Origin of the sequence: Arthrobacter sp. NPDC058127 (assembly GCF_042884555.1) — a bacterium.
Classification (GTDB): domain Bacteria; phylum Actinomycetota; class Actinomycetes; order Actinomycetales; family Micrococcaceae; genus Arthrobacter.
Genome location: NZ_JBHVTT010000030.1, coordinates 1 through 17404, shown reverse-complemented (window position 1 = coordinate 17404; position 17404 = coordinate 1). Strand labels below are relative to the sequence as shown.

The window sequence follows — 17404 nt, the reverse complement described above, 5'->3', positions numbered from 1 at the left end:
CCACAATGAGTAAACGGCTGGACGGCAAGACCGCCCTTGTCACGGGAGCAGGCTCCGGCATCGGACTGGCGGTGGCCCAGCGCTTCGTTGCCGAGGGCGCCCGGGTGTATTTCGCCGACATCAACCTGGAAGCCGCCGAGAAGGCTGCCGCTGTCACGGGATCAGCCCTCGCACAGGCTTTGCGCATGGATATCTCGGACGAAGCAAGCGTGTCTGCGGCCTACGCTGCTGTGGCGGAAGGAGGAGCGCTCGACGTCGTCGTGGCCAATGCCGGGGTGCAGTTGTTCGGGCAAGACGCCCGCGTGGGGGACCTGGACCTGGCGGTCTGGGAGAAGACCGTCGCGATCAACCAGCGCGGGGCCTTCCTGACCCTCAAGCACGCAGTCCGGGCCATGGAAGGCCGTGGCGGATCGATCATTTGTACCGGCAGTCCCACCGCGGTGGTGGCCTGCGGGCAGACCTTCACCGCGTATACGAGTTCCAAGGCCGGGGTGCATGGCTTGGCGCGGGTCGTGGCGGCGGACTATGCCGCAGCCGGCATCCGGGTCAACACCGTGGTGCCGGGCTACACCGAGACCCCGCTTGTTCGGACCATCGCGGACGATCCCGTGAGCCGTGCCGGGCTGGTGGACTCCACGATGCTGGGCCGGCCCGGAACCGCGGCCGACGTCGAAGGCATCATGGTGTTCCTCGCCAGCGACGACTCCGCGTACGCCACTGGCGGGCTGTTCACCGTGGACGGCGGCCTGACGGCGCTGTGACGCGAGGCACCCGCCTTAGCCGGAGCCCCGCCGCCCCGCCTTACCCAACTAACTCGCAGTTGTTGTCGTTTAGAGGGCTCAAAACGACAACAAATGCGAGCTAGTTGGGTGGGTTAGAAGCTTTCTGTCGTGACGGCGTTCAAGTAGGCCGCGACTTCGGAGGGCATGTCCACGGAATCGTTGTCGAGAAGCCATTGGACCTGCAATCCGTCCATGAGCGCGATCAATTGGCGTGCGGCTGCGGTGGGCACGATGCCCGGCCGTAGCTTGCCCTCGTTTGCCATATGCGAGAAGGCATCGCTCAGCAAGTGGCGTACCCGCTCGTACCGGTCAAGGAAGTACTGGTGGGCCGGGTGCTCGGGGTCGGTGGCTTCCGCGGACAGTACGCAGTACAGGGCCACGAGGCCTGGGATGGTGGTGTTGTGCCGGGAAAGATCCACCATGGCATGCATCAGGTCCGCACCCTTGGCATCCAAGGCTCCGGTGTAGATTGCGGACTCGTCGTCGCGGAAGGTCAAGAGCGCCTCAAGCAAGGCTTCCTTGCTCGGAAAGTGGTGCAGGAGCCCGGCTTGGGTCAGGCCCACTTTGTCCGCCACGTCCTTCAGCGAGCCTGAGCGGTAGCCCGAGGATGAAAAGACGTCGAAAGCGGCCTTCAGGATTTCCTGCCTCCGCGCCTCCGTCTTGGCATAAGTGCCGCGGCGCCCTCGACGCACCGTTTCGGGCGGAGTGCCGCCCACAGTCTCTTTCATGAATCAACCCTAACAACGTCGATTTTTAATAAGTCAATCAATTGGTCAACCGCTGTGCGCATCGTCACATTTCATAACGATTCAAAAAGTTCGTCAAAAACCTAGTGGTCGCTAGGTTTTTGATGTTACGGTCTTTCCCAATGGCCGTCCATGGTGGACGCCACTGATCGTGAAAGGGACCAAAGATGTTCCGATCCAAGCGAATGGCCGCAGTCATTGCGGCTGTTGCCCTGGGGCTCACTGCTTGTGGTGGTGGCGGAGCCGCCGCCCCCCAGGACCAGTCCTCCCAAACCCTGACCCTGGGCGCGCTGTTGGCGCCCAAGACCTTCGCTGCAAACCAGTCCGAGTTCGCCAACCTCTCGCCGTTCTACCAGGCCGTGTACGACACTTTGATCCGGATGAAGCCAGATGGCTCGCTCGTGCCGATGCTGGCCAAAGACTGGAAGTACAACGCGGACAAGACCGTCCTGACACTCACCCTGCGTGATGACGTCAAGTTCACCGACGGCACCCCCTTCAACGCCGACGCCGCGAAGCAAAACCTTGAACGCTTCAAGGCAGGAACGTCTCCGGATGCACAGTTCATGGCGGCACTGAAGACTGCCAAAGCCGTGGACGCAACCACGCTGGAACTGACCCTGTCCGCCCCGGACCCGGCGTTCCTGAACTACCTGTCCAAGGACGCGTCCTTCATGCAGAGCCCGGCGTCCTTCGGCAACGCCGACATCGCCACCAAGCCCGTAGGCTCCGGTCCGTATGTGCTGGATACCGCAGCCACCGTGACCGGCACGTCCTACAGCTACCACCGCAACCCGAATTACTGGGACAAGAGCCTGGTGCACTACGACAACCTGGTCCTCAACGTCTACGGCGACCAGACCTCCCTGCTGAACGCCATCAAGTCCGGGCAGCTCAACGCCGCCAACACCGCTGACAACAACACCCTCACGGAGATCCAGGCTGCCGGTTACAAGGTCAACCCACTCCAGCTCAACTGGGCAGGGCTCATCCTGTTTGACCGGGCCGGTACCACCAACCCCGCGCTCAAGGACGTCCGCGTCCGCCAGGCACTCAACTACGCCTTCGACACCAAGGCGATGCTGCAGTCAATCGGCCAGGGCTATGGCGAGCTGACCACCCAGGTGTTCCCGCCGTCGTCGGCTGCCTATGACAAGTCCCTGGACTCCCGCTACGCCTACAACCCCGCCAAGGCCAAGGAACTGCTTGCCCAGGCCGGATACGCCAGCGGGCTGACCTTGAAGCTGCCGTCCTCGGCGCTCATGGGCAACACCCTCCCGGCTCTGATCACCCAGCAGCTCAAGGATGTCGGCATCACGGCTGAGTTCACGGACACCGGCAACAACTTCATCGCCGACCTCCTGGCGCCGAAGTATGGCGTGAGCTACATGATCCTGGAGCAGCAGTCCGACTGGCAGCTGATCAACATGAAGATCGCTCCCGGTGCCCCGTGGAACCCGTACAAGTACGAGGACCCGAAGGTGGACGAGCTGATCAACAAGATCCACGTCGGTTCTACGGATGAGCAGACGGCCGCCGCGAAGGAACTGAACAAGTACATCGTGGAGCAAGCATGGTTCGCTCCGTGGTACCGCCCGCAGTCCAGCTTCGTCACCGATGCCAAGACCAAGGTCGAGGTCCAGACGGGTAACGCCTACCCGTTCATCTGGTCCTTCTCTCCCGCCTCCTAGCGGAAAGCTGCCGGGACCGGACCACTTGCTGACACAAGCGGCCCGGTCCCGGGGGCTCCAGGAACCTTCCCTTAAGGAACTTTGATGTACCGTTTCGTGCTGCGCCGCCTGCTTTCGGGCGTCCTCCTGCTGTTCGTCATTACAACGGTCGCCTACTTGCTGCTGTACGCGGGTGGCGGCGATATCGCCCGCCGCATCGTGGGCCCCACAGCCAGCCAGGCCCAGGTGACACTGAAGGCCTCCCAGCTAGGACTGAACCGCCCGCTCGTGGTCCAGTACTGGGATTGGCTCACCCACGCCCTCACTGGCGACCTTGGACGCTCGTGGTTCAACGGCCAGCTGGTCAGCACCGGCGTCACCAGCCGGGTGTCCGTGACCCTCTCGCTGGTGTTGGGCGCGACCATCATCGCGGCGGTGATCTCCGTGGTCATCGCTGTCCTGGCCGCAGTGCGCCGGGGCTGGGTGGACCGTGTGGTCCAGTTCGTGGGCGTTCTGGGCTTCGCGATTCCCGGCTTCCTGATCGCTTTGGGACTCGTGTCCCTGTTCGCCTTGAACCTCAAGTGGTTCAAGGCCACCGGTTATGTACCGATTACGACGTCGTTCGGCGGTTGGGCGGCCACGGTCACCTTGCCGATCATCGCCCTTTCGATCGGCTGCATCGCCTCGGTGGTCCAGCAGGTCCGGGGATCCCTGATCGATGCCCTCCGCCAAGACTATGTCCGCACGCTCCGGGCCCGCGGCCTCTCCTTCAACCGGGTGGTGTACAGGCATGTACTGCGCAACGCCGGCGGTCCTGCCCTGGCAGTCCTCGCGGTCCAGTTCATCGGCCTGCTCGGCGGTGCCGTGATCGTTGAACAGATTTTCGCCCTGCCCGGCCTCGGGCAGATCGCCGTTGCCGCCACCAGCCAGGGGGACATCCCGGTGGTGATGGGCGTCGTCGTCGCCACCGCCGCCATCGTGGTGATCGTCAACCTCATCATCGACCTCGCCCAAGGCTGGCTCAACCCGAAAGTTCGGCTGTCATGATCGACACTTCCATCGCGTTGCCCACCCAGGCAGCCAAAGTCTCCTTGTTCCGCAAGCTCCTCACGAACCCCACCGGCGCCGTATCCATGCTGGTCCTCGCGATCGTGGCCTTGGCCGCGGTGCTTGCACCTGTGCTCGCAACGCATGACCCCGGCCTGGCCAGCCTGCAGTCGGTCCTGGCCAAGTCCAGCCCGGACCACGTGCTGGGAGCGGACAGTGCCGGGCGCGACGTCTTCAGCCGACTGCTCTTCGCGGGGCAGTTCAGCCTGGCCGGGGCGCTGTTGGCGCTCGTGGTCGCCGTCGCGATCGGCGTCACGGGCGGCCTGGTCGCCGGATACTACGGCGGCTGGTTCGATTCGGCGTCCTCCTGGCTCACCGGCCTGCTCATGGCAATGCCCGGCATTGTCATCCTGTTGGCCGCACGGGCCGTCGTCGGACCCTCGATGTGGCTGTCCATGATGATCTTCGGCGTCCTGCTTTCCCCGGCCTACTTCCGCCTGGTGTACGCCTGCGTGACGGCGGTGCGCAACGAACTGTACGTCGACGCGGCGCGGGTCTCCGGGCTCAGCGACTTCCGGATCATCGGCCGCCACATCCTCACCGTGGTGCGCGCGCCCGTCATCATCCAGTCCGCCATGGTCCTTGGCATCGCCATCGCCATCCAGGCCGGCTTGGAATTCCTTGGCCTGGGCGATCTGAACATCCCCACGTGGGGGAGCATGCTCAACGACGGCTTCATCAACCTCTACAAGGCACCCACCCTGGTGTTGTGGCCAAGCCTCGTCCTCGGCGTCGTCTGCATCGCACTGACCCTGCTGGCCAATGCGATGCGCGACGAACTCGAGCGCAGCCGTGGGCCGGTAAAGCGCCGCCGCAAGGGGGCCGCCGTCGTCGATTCCGCAGAAGCTGCCGCCAAGCGCGGCGAGCCTGCCGTGGTGCATCCTGAAACACCCGCCGGTGCAGGCACTGCTAGCGCCGGTGAGGTCCTTCTGGAGGTGACCGACCTGGGCGTCGGCTACGATCAGCCCGACGGTTCCACCACCCATGTGGTGAACCATGTGGGCCTCACGGTCCGCCGCGGAGAGGTTCATGGCCTGGTGGGCGAGTCCGGCTCGGGCAAGACCCAGACTGCTTTCTCTATCCTCCGGCTCCTGCCGCAGGGCGGACGCGTCACCGGCGGCTCCATCGTCTTCGACGGCACGGACCTGGCCCGCCTCTCCGAGAAGGAAATGACGAAGGTCCGCGGCAAGCGCATCGCCTATATCCCGCAGGAACCCATGAGTAACCTGGACGCCGCGTTCACGATCGGCAGCCAGCTCATGGAGCCCATGCGGGTATGCCTGGGCATATCCAAAGCGGAGGCACGGAAGCGCGCACTGGCCCTGCTGGCCAAAGTGGGGATTCCCCACCCCGAACGGACCTTCAACGCCTACCCGCACGAGATCTCCGGAGGCATGGCCCAACGGGTGCTGATCGCCGGCGCGGTTTCCTGCGAGCCGGACCTGCTTATCGCGGACGAGCCCACTACGGCATTGGACGTCACCGTGCAGGCCGAAGTGCTTGACCTGCTGCGCGAACTCCAGGACGAGCTGAAAATGGGCGTCATCCTGGTGACCCACAACTTCGGTGTCGTCGCCGATCTGTGCGATCGCGTGACCGTGATGCAGACAGGCCGCGTCGTGGAAACCGGGCCCGTCCGGACCATCTTCAAGGACGCCCGCCACCCTTATACCAAGCAGTTGCTGGAAGCGATCCTCGAGGACGCAGCGCCGCGTGGCCCCCTCACAAGCAATGCACGGCCGAGCAAAGACGGATCCCTCACCAGCCTGACAGGAGTGAAGCCATGACCGAAACACTGCTCGACGTCCGGGACGTCGTCGTCGAATATCCCCTCAAGGGCTTCCGGAAGGAACCGTTCAAGGCCCTCAAGGGCGTCTCCCTCGACATCCGGCCTGGCGAGACGGTGGGCCTGGTGGGGGAGTCGGGCTCCGGCAAGACCACGCTGGGCCGCGCCGTGCTGGGGCTCGCCCCGGTCACCGGTGGAAGCATCAAATACCGCGGCCAGGAAATCTCCAAAGCCACCCGCGCCCAGCGCAAGGAGCTCAGCCACGAGATCCAGGTGGTGTTCCAGGACCCGTACACCTCACTCAACCCGTCCATGACCATCGAGCAGATCCTCACCGAGCCGCTCACGGTCCGGAAAGTGGAACGCCAGGCGGCCAACAAGCGGGTCGCCGAGCTGCTGGACCAGGTCCGGTTGCCGCACGGCGCCGCCCACCGGCTGCCGCGCGAGTTCTCCGGCGGGCAGCGCCAACGCATCGCCATCGCCCGGGCCCTGGCACTGGATCCGAAGCTGATTGTGTGCGACGAACCCGTCTCGGCCCTGGACCTCTCCACCCAAGCCACGGTGCTGGACCTTTTCATCGAGATCCAGGAACGCACCGGCGTCGCTTACCTCTTTGTCTCCCACGACCTCGCGGTGGTCCGCCACCTCAGCCACCGCGTGGCCGTGATGTATCACGGCGAAATCGTGGAATGGGGCGACGGCGAGCAAGTCACCGGAGAACCAGAGCATCCCTACACCCAGCGACTCTTCATGGCCGCCCCGGTCCCGGATCCGGACCGGCAAGCCCAACGCCGCGCCGACCGCCTCCGCTTGCTGGACATCCAGCACCAGCAGAACGTCCAAGCCGGCGTGGCCTGACCCGCCGCAAGTCCCACCTTCAGAGCAACACAGACACACGAAAGGCGAGCCCATGACGCAGCCGCCACTGTCCGCGAGCCCGGAACTCTCCCCGGCCGCCGCTTTTCCCGCCGACTTCGCCTGGGGCGTGGCCACCGCGGCCTACCAAATCGAGGGTGCAGTCAACGAGGGCGGACGCGGCCAGAGCATTTGGGACACCTTCTCCCACCAGCCGGGCACCACCATCCACGGTGACAATGGAGACATCGCCTGCGACCACTTCCACCGCTGGGAAGCTGATCTCGACCTCATGGCCGAACTGGGCATCCCGTCCTATCGGCTGTCCTTGTCCTGGTCCCGCCTGCAGCCCACCGGCGTCGGTCCGCTCAACCCCGAGGGCGTGCGCTTCTACCGTGATCTGCTGGCAGGCTGCGTCGCCCGCGGTATCACCCCGTACGTGACGCTCTACCACTGGGACCTGCCGCAAACACTGCAGGACGACGGCGGTTGGCCGGCCCGGCACACGGCCTACCGTTTCGCGGAGTACTCCGGACTCGTGGCCGAGGCCCTCGGCGACCTCGCCGAGCATTGGATCACCATCAACGAGCCGATGTGCGCGGCCTTCCTTGGCCACTCCTGGGGAATGCAGGCCCCGGGCTTCAAGGATGACCGCCTTGCGGTGCGTGCAGCCCATCACTTGCTCCTGGCCCATGGCCTGGCGCTGGCCGAATTCCGTGCCCGCCGCCCCGAGGCCAAGGTGGGCATCACCAATATCATCGGCAACCTCAACCCGGCCAGCGATTCCGAAGCCGACCGCAAGGCTACGGAATACTGGGACGCCGTCAGCAACCGGATCTTCCTGGACCCTGTCTACCGGGGTCGCTACGCGGACGCCACCATCGCAGCCTACGGCCAGTACGGCCTGACCGCCACGGGCCAAGGGGCCTCGGCCGACGACCTCGTCCAGCCCGGCGACCTGGCCATCATCTCGGCACCCGGCGACTTTGCCGGCATCAACCACTACACCAACATGCTGGTTTCCGCGGACGAAGCAGCCCCGGGAGGGGCAAGCTGGACGCATGTGCAGCCTGCGCCGTCGTCGTTTGGTTGGTCCAATACGCCCGCGGCACTCGAGGCGGTACTCAAGCGGGTCGCCGCCGAGTACACCTCCCTTCCGCTGTACGTCACGGAAAACGGCGTCACGTTCCACGACTACGTGGATCCGAACGGCGAGGTCCGCGACTCCGAACGCATCGACTACCTGCGCGGCTACATTTCCGCGGTGGGCGAGGCGATCGCCGACGGCGTGGACGTCCGCGGCTACTTCGCGTGGTCCTTCATGGACAACTTCGAATGGGCCGAAGGCTACGACAAGCGCTTCGGGCTGGTCTACGTGGACTACGGCACCCAGGCCCGCATCCCCAAGTGGAGTGCGTACTGGTACCGGGACATCATTGCCGCCCGGCGCGAAGCCGCCGGGGCCGCAGTCACCACAGGTGCCACCGCATGAGCATCGACACTTCATCCCTCAAGACAGACAAGAAAGCCACCATGGAACTCCTCACCGACCAGACCATCGACCAACGCCTTGAGTCCCTCCTGGCCCAGCTGAGCCTGGAGGAGAAGGTGCGGTTGCTGACGGGCCGGGACTTCTGGACCACCTGGCCGGTGGAGAAGATCGGTCTGCGGCGGATGTTGTTCTCGGATGGGCCTACCGGGGTGCGCGGTGAGGTGTGGGATGAGCGGCAGCCGTCGATGAACTTCCCGTCCGCGACGGCGATCAGCTCGTCCTGGGATCCCGCGATGGCGGACCGTCTGGGGGCTGCGTCGGCGGTCGAGGCCCGCCGCAAGGGCGTCGACGTCGTGCTGGGCCCGACGATCAACCTGCACCGTTCCCCGCTGGGCGGCCGGCATTTCGAGGCGTTCAGCGAGGACCCGGTCCTGACTGCCGAGCTCGCGGCGGCGTATGTGGCCGGGGTGCAGCGCAACGGCGTCGGTGCGACCCCGAAGCATTACGTGGCCAATGATTCGGAGACGGACCGGTTCACGGTGGACGTGAAGGTGGGGGACCGGGCCCTGCGGGAGCTGTACCTGCTGGCGTTCGAGAAGGCCATCGTGGACTCGAAGGCGTGGCTTGTGATGAGCGCGTACAACTCGGTCAACGGCGCCACGGCCACGGAGAACGTGCTGCTCGAGTCGCCGCTGAACACTGAGTGGGGTTTCGACGGCGTGGTGATCAGCGACTGGACCGCGGTGCGCAGCGTGGAAAGCGCGAAGCATTCCCAGGACTTGGTGATGCCGGGTCCGGACGGGCCCTGGGGTTCGGCGCTCGTGCTGGCGGTGAAGTGCGGAACTGTTTCGGAGGCCGCGGTTGACCGGAAGGTGTTGCGGATCCTGCAGCTCGCCGCCCGGGTGGGCGCCTTGGAAGGTTTCGAACCCGTGGCAGCGGAGCCGGTGGACCGGGAGGATCCGGTCGCGTTCGCCCGGGAAGCATCCGTGGCCGGGACGGTGATGGTAAAGAACGACGGCGTGCTGCCGCTGGCTCCCGGCTCTGTCACCAGCGTCGCGGTGATCGGGCACAATGCCCGCCATGCCAGGACCCAGGGCGGCGGGTCCGCGACCGTGGTCCCGGAAAGGATCGTCACCCCGCTGGACGGGATCCGTGAAGCGTTCGGCCCGGAGAACGTCAGCTACAACGTGGGCGCGGTGGTGCAGGAAGGCATCGCCGAACTGCCCCTCGAGCAGCTCACCAACCCGGTCACGGGCGGCCCGGGGCTGAGGGTGCGCTTCTTTGCCTCCACAGGCAAGGAACTCTTCGCGGAGGACCGCCGTTCCACCGCGCTGGTCTGGTTCGGCGGGGACGCCCCGATCGCGGAGTCCTCCATGGTCCAGTTCCACACCCATTACACGCCGGAGGAGACCGGCACCATCCGCCTGGGCTTCTCCACCGTGGGGCACGGGCGGATCTTCGTGGACGGGGTCCTTGCGCATGAGGCATCCATCGAGGCGACGGGCACGGACCTGGGCGCTGCGTTCCTGGCCCCGCCCTCTGCCTCCGTTTCGCTCGCGGTCACGGCGGGCGTTCCGCTGGAAGTGACGGTGGAACTGGACCTCGCCGGGCGCAGCGGCGCCCTGGGCAACGCCCTGGCTGTGACCATCGGGCTCGAAGCGGACAACACGGACCCCGAGGAACTCATCAACGACGCCGTCGAAGCGGCGAAAGCGGCGCATGTCGCCGTCGTCGTGGTCGGTACGAACTCCCGCGTCGAATCCGAAGGCTACGACCGCACCACCCTGGAGCTTCCCGGCCTGCAGGACCGTCTGGTCCACGCCGTCGCCGCGGCCAACCCGCGCACCGTCGTGGTGGTGAACTCCGGGTCCCCGGTGCTGCTGCCCTGGCGCGACGAGGTGGCCGCGACCCTCATCGGGTACTTCGGCGGGCAGGAATTCGGCACCGCCCTCGCCGACATCCTTACCGGCGCGGCCGAACCCGGCGGCCGGCTTCCGACCACCTGGCCCGCCACCCAGGAGGACGTGCCGGTCATCAACACCACCCCGGACGCGAACGGGGAACTCGCCTATACCGAAGGCATCCACATCGGCTACCGGGCCTGGCTCAAAGCAGGGACGGAACCGGCCTACGAATTCGGGCACGGACTCGGCTACACCGACTGGACCCTCGACGCCGCCAAAGCGCCCGGCGCTGACACCTCCGCGATCACGGTTCCCGGCGCCGTCGTGCCCCTGACCGTAACGCTGTCCAACACCGGCACCCGCCGCGGCAAGCAGGTGGTGCAGGTCTATGCCGAACGGCCCGGCTCCGTCGTGGACCGTCCCGTGCGCTGGCTCGTCGCCTCCGCCCCTGTCTGGGCCGAACCCGGCGAAACGCTCACCGCGGCAATCGACGTGCCCACCAGGCTGCTGGCCTACTGGGACAACGGCTGGACGTACGAACCCGGTGGCTACCGCCTCCGCATCGGCACCTCAGTCAGCGATCTGCCGCTCGAAACCGTTCTCACCCTGACCGACGCAACCCAGACCGACTCAAACCAGGACGGTGCTGCATGAACTTCCCTAACCCACTGATTCCGGGCTTCAACCCCGATCCCAGCATCGTCAAGGTCGGCGAGGACTACTACCTCGCGACCTCCACCTTCGAATACCTCCCCGGCATCCCGATCTACCACAGCACCGACCTGGTCAACTGGGACCGGATCGGCCACGTGGTGGACCGGGAAGGGCAGATCGACTCAACGGACGTGCCGACCCTTGGAGGCGCGTGGGCACCCACAATCCGTTTCCACGACGGCCTCTTCTACGTCGCTGTCACCGACGCGATGGCACGCGGGACCCTGGTGTTCACGGCCGAGAACCCCTCCGGCCCGTGGAGCGACGGACTCGTCATTGAGGGAGCCATCGGCATCGACCAGGACCTTGCCTGGGACGAGGACGGCACCGCCTACATGACGTACTCGGGACTCGACACGGTCACCGGGAACATCGGCGAGCACGGCGGCATCCTCCAGGTCCGCGTGGATTTGGAAGCGGGCAAGGCCGTTGAGGAGCCCCGGAGCGTGTGGTCCGGTACCGGGCTGATGTTCCCCGAAGCACCTCATCTGTACCGGCACGGCGACTACTGGTACCTCATGATCGCCGAGGGTGGCACCGAGCGCGGACACAGCGTCAGCATTGCCCGCGGAACGTCGCCGGCCGGTCCTTTCGAGGGCAACCCGGCCAACCCCATCTTGAGCGCCCGCAGCACCGAGCGTCCCATCCAGAACACCGGCCACGGCGACCTCGTGCAGACGCCCGACGGCGGCTGGGCCATGGTGCTGTTGGGCATGCGGCCCAAGGGCATGACCCGGGCCTTCTCCGCCTTGGGCCGGGAAACCTTCATCACTCCGGTCACGTGGGAGGACGGCTGGCCGGTGGTCGAACCGGTCATCCTCAACCCCTGCCCCGGCAGCGGCAAATTCGAGGACCACTTTGCGGACTCGGAGCTCGACGGCGGCTGGATCGCCGTGCGGCGATTCCCCGGCACGTTCGCCTCCACCGAGAAGAACCCCGGGCGCCTCACCCTGGTCAGCGACGGCACCGGCCTGGATGATCCCCGGCCTTCCTTCCTGGGCCGCCGCCAGCGGTACCAGGTGGAGACCATCTCTGCCCTGGTGGACACCGGATCGTCCGAGGAACCAGGCAGCGCCGGCGGCCTCGCCGTCCGTTATGACGAGGCCCACCACTACTCCATCGAACTGAACGGGACCACCCTCACGGCAAGAGCCCGGATCTCCTCGATCGAACAGAGCTGGACGCGACAGGTTCCCGCCGGGCCGCTGGAACTTCGCATCGAAACCCGCCAGCCGGAATCCGGCGCGGGATTCGGGCACCTGAGCTCGGACACCATCGCCCTCCAGGCAGTTGTCGACGGCGAACTGCTCACTTTGGCCGAACTGGACGGCCGCTACCTCTCGGCGGAAACCGCCGCCTCCTTCACGGGACGCGTTTCCGGCGTCTTCGCGAGCCGCGGCACGGTCACGTTCGACTGGTTCCGTAGCGAAGGCCGCGAACCACACTAGGAACTCCAGCGCCCACCCACCCACCGTTTTCCGAAAGGCCCATCCGTGACATCAACCTCCCTGGCACCGCAGCCAGCAGGTCTCCGCCAGACTTCTGTCAGCCGGTTCAGCGCTGAGTACCGGACTGATACCGCCTTCGTGGCCAATCCGCGGCCGCGGCTCAGCTGGGTCGTAGCCACGGACGGCACGGATTGGCAGCAGGCCCGTGCCGAACTGCGCTTGACCCGCGCGGGCGCTGTCGAGTCGGCAGTGCACGAAGGCCCTGAATCGGTGCTGGTGGAGTGGCCTTTTGCGGCCATCGCCGCCGGGGAGCAGGTGGCAGTCGAGGTGCGGGTCTCGGGGAACGACGGCGGCACAACCGCTTGGAGCGAACCCCTGACTTTGGTGGGGGGTTACCTTGACGGGCCGTGGCAGGCCAAGGCAATCGGGCTGCCCTTCCTTGCCGGAGTGGAGATTCCGCTCGGACAGCCCGGCCAATTGCGGCACGAATTCACGGTGGGCCCGGACTTGGCCAAAGCCACCCTGTTCGCGACTGCGCATGGTGTGTACCAGGCCGAAATCAACGGCTCGGAAGTGGATGACCAGGTTCTGAAACCGGGCTGGACTGCCTACGCCGACCGTCTCAACCACGAAACCACCGACGTCACCGCGCTCCTCCAAGCGGGGGCCAACGCCATTGGTGTGTGGCTCGCGGGAGGCTGGTACACGGAAAAGTACGGTTTCCACGGCTTCGCCAAGCCGATCTACGGCGAGCAACCGGCCGTCAAAGTGGAACTGCATCTCGAATACGCCGACGGCACACGTCAAACCGTGGCCAGCGGACCGGACTGGCGGGGAACCACAGCGGGCCCACTCGTTTCCAGCGGCATCTACGCGGGAGAAGCCTTCGATGCGCGGCGCATCGAGGCCTCCTGGTCATCGCCGGGCTTCGACGATTCGCACTGGCTTCCCGCTTCCTTGGACTCCGGAGCAGTGAATTCCAGGGCTGCGGACTCCAAGTCATGGGTGGAAGCAACTCCCGCCGTGGCGCCTCCGGTCCGTCGGATCGAAGAACTGCCTGTCAGGGAAGTCCTGACCACGCCTTCCGGCGCCACCGTCCTGGACTTCGGCCAGAACCTGGTCGGACGCCTGCGGATCCGGGTCAGCGGCGATGCAGGACATCGGATCACGCTCCGCCACGCTGAGGTCCTGGAGGAAGGTGAACTGTCCCTTCGTCCGCTTCGCCTCGCTGCCGCTACGGACAGCTTCACGCTCGCCGGCGGCGGGGAGGAGGAATGGGAGCCTCGCTTCACGTTCCACGGGTTCCGCTATGCACAAGTAGACAACTGGCCAGGCGAGCTGGACCCGGCGGCGATCACCGCCGTCGTCATCCACAACGACATGCGCCGCACCGGCTGGTTCGAGTGTTCGGACCCGATGCTGAACCGACTGCACGAGAATGCCTTGTGGGGAATGCGCGGCAACTTCCTGGCGCTGCCCACGGACTGCCCGCAACGGGATGAGCGCCTGGGGTGGGCCGGAGACATCCAGGTCTTCAGCCCGACGGCCAGCTACCTCTACGACTCCTTGGGGTTCCTCAGCTCCTGGCTGCAGGATCTCGCCATCGAGCAAAGCCACCGTAATGGCGTGGTGCCCATTGTCGTTCCGGCGGTGCTCGGCATGCTGGAATCGCCGGTGGCCGCCTGGGGTGACGCTGCCACCGTGGTTCCGTGGGTGCTCTATGAACGCTTCGGCGACCGCGGATTGCTGGGCCGGCAGTACCAAAGCATGCGCGATTGGGCCGATGCGTTGCTCCGCGTCCGCGACAGCTCCGGGTTGTGGCAGGGCCAAATGCAGCTGGGCGACTGGCTGGACCCGGCAGCACCGCCGGACAAGCCCGGCGCCGCCCGCACCCATGGAGACATCGTGGCCAGCGCCTACCTTTTCCGTTCCCTCGAGCTCACGGCCAAGGCCGCGGCCGTGCTGGGCGCCGACGACGACCACGGCAAATACTCAACTCTCGCCGAAGACGTGCGCAGCGCGTTCCTCGCCGAATACGTCACGCCCTCCGGCCGCATTGTTTCCGATGCGCAAACGGCCTACTCGCTGGCACTCATGTTCGGGATCAGCACGGATCCCGTTCAGCGCCAGGCACTTGGTGACCGGCTCGCCGAACTCGTTCGGCTGGGCGGCTACAGGATCGCCACCGGCTTCGTCGGCACGCCCCTCATCGCGGACGCCCTCACCGTCACCGGGCACATGGAGGCCGCCGAGCGTTTGCTCACCCAGACCGAATGCCCCTCCTGGCTTTACCCGGTCACCCAGGGCGCCACCACCATCTGGGAACGCTGGGACTCCATCCTGGAGGACGGCACGGTCAACCCCGGCGAAATGACCTCCTTCAACCACTACGCGCTCGGTGCCATTGCCGATTGGATGCACCGGACCGTTGCCGGCCTGGCTCCTGCTGCGCCGGGCTACCGGAAACAGCACATCGCTCCGCGTCCGCTCCGCAGCCTGCAGAATGCCGGCACCTCACACGAGACGCCGTACGGCCTGGCCAGCGTGGCCTGGAAACGTTCCGGCGAGCGGATCCTCGTGGAAGCCGTCGTGCCTCCGGGGACTACCGCCGTCGTTTCCTTGCCGGACGGATCCGAAGAGTTCGAGGTGGGATCCGGCCGGTACTCCTGGGACGTGCCCGACGCCGCTCCTGCCGCGGCGCACGGTGCGGTGTCCCTGGACTCGCCGCTGTCCGCCATCATGGACGATCCCGAGGCATATGCGGCAGTCTGGCAGGCCATCGACGCGCACGATCCCGGCGCGGCCGCCCAATTCCGCAAGGACACCGTGTGGTACCGCCAGACCTCCCTGAACCAGGGGCTGATCTTCACTCCAGCGCCCATCAAGGAAGACATCGGCTCCGCATTGTCGGCACTGAGCGGCACACGCGCTGCCGTCCCGTCCCTTGCTCCACGAGAACACTGACCTGAGAACACTGAACCGAGAAGGCAAAGATGACCACTTTCACCGCTGAAAGCCCCCTGTACTTCGTGATGCGGCACGCCGAAGGCAACCGCATCCTGAGTGAACGCGTCCCCACGCTTGTGAACAGCCCGGCGCTGCACACGCTCTACTTCCACGAGGTGGGCACCATCCTGGGAACCGAGGGCGCCCTGCAGGGGAAGCCCGGGGAAACCGCGGAAATCCTGCGCCTCCTCGGCGAGTTGGAACCCGAGGATCTTGTTGCCCAGCGGGCCGCGGAGGCGGCGGCCGATCTTCCCGCGCCGGCGGGGGACTATGAGCCGGGCTCGGTGGTGCGCGGCAGCGCAGCGGCGGAGTACCCGACGACGGCGGCCGCCCGGGAGCGCTTCGAGCTCACCCTCGCCGGTCCCTCGCACGGCAACCCGTTCGCCGACGTCGAACTCCAGGCCGTGTTCACCGCGCCGTCCGGTGACACGCTGAGTGTGCCCGGTTTCTATGACGGCGACGGGAGCTACAAGGTCCGGCTCCTGATTCCGGGCCCGGGGGAGTGGACGTTCACCACCACCAGCAACGCGCGCTCGCTGGACGGCGTCGCCGGCGTGTTCACGGCCGGCGAGGCGGTTACCGGGGCGAAGGGCGTGGTCCGGGTAGCCAAGACCTTCCACTTCGCCTACGAAGACGGCACCCCGTACCTGCCCATCGGCACTACGTCCTACGCGTGGACGCACCAGGGCGACGCCTTGGAGAAGCAGACCCTGGATACTTTGGCGGCTGGTCCGTTCAACAAGATGCGCATGTGCGTTTTTCCGAAGTCCTACCTGTTCAACGAGAACGAACCGGAGTTCTACCCCTTCGAAGGATCGCTCGCTGCCGGCTTCGACTATGACCGGCCCAACCCGGAGTTCTACCGGCACCTGGAACACAGGATCGGGCAGTTGGAGGAGCTGGGGATCGAGGCGGACCTGATCCTGTTCCACGCGTACGACCGCTGGGGCTTCTCCACGATGAGCCCGGGCCAGGATGACCGCTACCTGAAATATGTCGTGGCCCGGCTGGCTTCGCACCGGAACATCTGGTGGTCCCTGGCCAACGAGTACGATCTCCTGTTCCGCAAGACCACCGAGGACTGGGAACGCTTCGCGGGCATCGTCCAGGCCAACGATCCCAACGGGCACCTGCTGTCCATCCACAATTGCCATGCGTTCTATGACTACTCCCGGCCGTGGATCACGCACAGCAGCATCCAGCGCCAGGACGTCCACAAGACGGCCGAATTCTCCGGGGAATGGCGGGAGCGCTGGCAGAAACCGGTGGTCATCGACGAATGCGCATACGAGGGCAACATCGACCAGGGCTGGGGAAACATCACCGGCGAGGAAATGACCCGGCGGTTCTGGGAAGGGGCCGTCCGGGGCGGTTACGTGGGCCACGGCGAAACCTACATGCATTCCCAGGACATCCTCTGGTGGGCCAAGGGCGGCGAATTCCATGGCAGCAGCCCGGAGCGGATCGCCTTCCTGCGCCGAATCCTCGAGGAAACCCCGGGCGGATTCCTCGAGCCGCTGCCCAGCGCCTGGGACGTCCCCACCGCCGGCATCCGGCACGAGTACGAAATCGGCTATTTCGGTTTCAACCAGCCCACGTACCGGAACTTCGTCATGCCCGCCGGCCGCCGCTACGAGGTGGACATCATCGACACCTGGAACATGACCATTGAAACCCTGCCGGACGCAGCAGAAGGACGCTTCCGCTTGGAGCTGCCCGGCCGTCAGTTCATCGCCGTCAGGCTCCGCGCCGTCGGCTGAGCCGGCTTCACGCGCGGCGGCCCGACTGCCGCGCCTCAGCCCAACTGATATGTAGAAGCTGTTGTCAAGAGGCAGTGGTGAGCGGCTCCCGGTTTTGGTGTCGGGGGCCGCTTTCCGTTGGGGTGCTGTCCGGG

Annotated in this window: 11 protein-coding genes; 10 read left to right on the top strand and 1 reads right to left on the bottom strand. The window is 66.0% G+C overall.

The annotated features are described in order from the left end of the window. Positions 1-5: 5 nt before the first annotated feature. On the top strand, positions 6-761 hold the full coding sequence (locus tag ACFVTG_RS24025) for an SDR family NAD(P)-dependent oxidoreductase (RefSeq protein WP_390283380.1): 756 nt from the start codon (positions 6-8) through the stop codon (positions 759-761). A gap of 113 nt (positions 762-874) precedes the next feature. Here ACFVTG_RS24025 and ACFVTG_RS24020 read toward each other — a convergent pair whose 3' ends face one another. Continuing rightward, positions 875-1510 carry a TetR/AcrR family transcriptional regulator gene (locus ACFVTG_RS24020; RefSeq protein WP_284754712.1) on the bottom strand — a complete coding sequence of 212 codons (636 nt, stop codon included), beginning with the start codon at positions 1508-1510 and terminating at the stop codon, positions 875-877. A 185-nt stretch (positions 1511-1695) separates the two neighbouring features. Here ACFVTG_RS24020 and ACFVTG_RS24015 point away from each other — a divergent pair, with 185 nt between their 5' ends. From ACFVTG_RS24015 to ACFVTG_RS23975, 9 genes are all read left to right on the top strand, one after another. Further along, the gene (locus ACFVTG_RS24015) at positions 1696-3219 is read left to right on the top strand and encodes an ABC transporter substrate-binding protein (protein WP_059388462.1); all 1524 of its coding nucleotides are present in this window, start codon (positions 1696-1698) and stop codon (positions 3217-3219) included. 84 nt (positions 3220-3303) lie between these two features. Next, positions 3304-4245, top strand: coding sequence for an ABC transporter permease (locus ACFVTG_RS24010; protein WP_307052909.1), 942 nt, complete (start codon positions 3304-3306; stop codon positions 4243-4245). After that, positions 4242-6092 carry a dipeptide/oligopeptide/nickel ABC transporter permease/ATP-binding protein gene (locus tag ACFVTG_RS24005; protein WP_390283375.1) on the top strand — a complete coding sequence of 617 codons (1851 nt, stop codon included), beginning with the start codon at positions 4242-4244 and terminating at the stop codon, positions 6090-6092. The genes ACFVTG_RS24010 and ACFVTG_RS24005 overlap by 4 nt, the downstream gene beginning before the upstream one ends. Further along, positions 6089-6949 (top strand): ATP-binding cassette domain-containing protein, encoded by an 861-nt coding sequence (locus ACFVTG_RS24000; protein WP_269994194.1) that lies wholly within the window; start codon positions 6089-6091, stop codon positions 6947-6949. Before ACFVTG_RS24005 ends, ACFVTG_RS24000 begins: the two co-directional genes overlap by 4 nt. Positions 6950-7001: 52 nt before the next feature. Further along, positions 7002-8438 carry a GH1 family beta-glucosidase gene (locus ACFVTG_RS23995; protein WP_390283370.1) on the top strand — a complete coding sequence of 479 codons (1437 nt, stop codon included), beginning with the start codon at positions 7002-7004 and terminating at the stop codon, positions 8436-8438. Positions 8439-8479: 41 nt separating this feature from the next. Continuing rightward, entirely contained in the window at positions 8480-10996 is a 2517-nt protein-coding gene (locus ACFVTG_RS23990; protein ID WP_390283411.1) for a beta-glucosidase, read from the top strand. After that, positions 10993-12504, top strand: a complete 1512-nt coding sequence (locus ACFVTG_RS23985) for a family 43 glycosylhydrolase (protein WP_390283367.1) — start codon at positions 10993-10995, stop codon at positions 12502-12504. Before ACFVTG_RS23990 ends, ACFVTG_RS23985 begins: the two co-directional genes overlap by 4 nt. A 45-nt stretch (positions 12505-12549) precedes the next feature. After that, positions 12550-15468, top strand: a complete 2919-nt coding sequence (locus ACFVTG_RS23980) for a family 78 glycoside hydrolase catalytic domain (protein WP_390283364.1) — start codon at positions 12550-12552, stop codon at positions 15466-15468. 29 nt (positions 15469-15497) lie between these two features. Beyond that, entirely contained in the window at positions 15498-17270 is a 1773-nt protein-coding gene (locus ACFVTG_RS23975; RefSeq protein ID WP_390283361.1) for a DUF5605 domain-containing protein, read from the top strand. Positions 17271-17404: the final 134 nt, after the last annotated feature.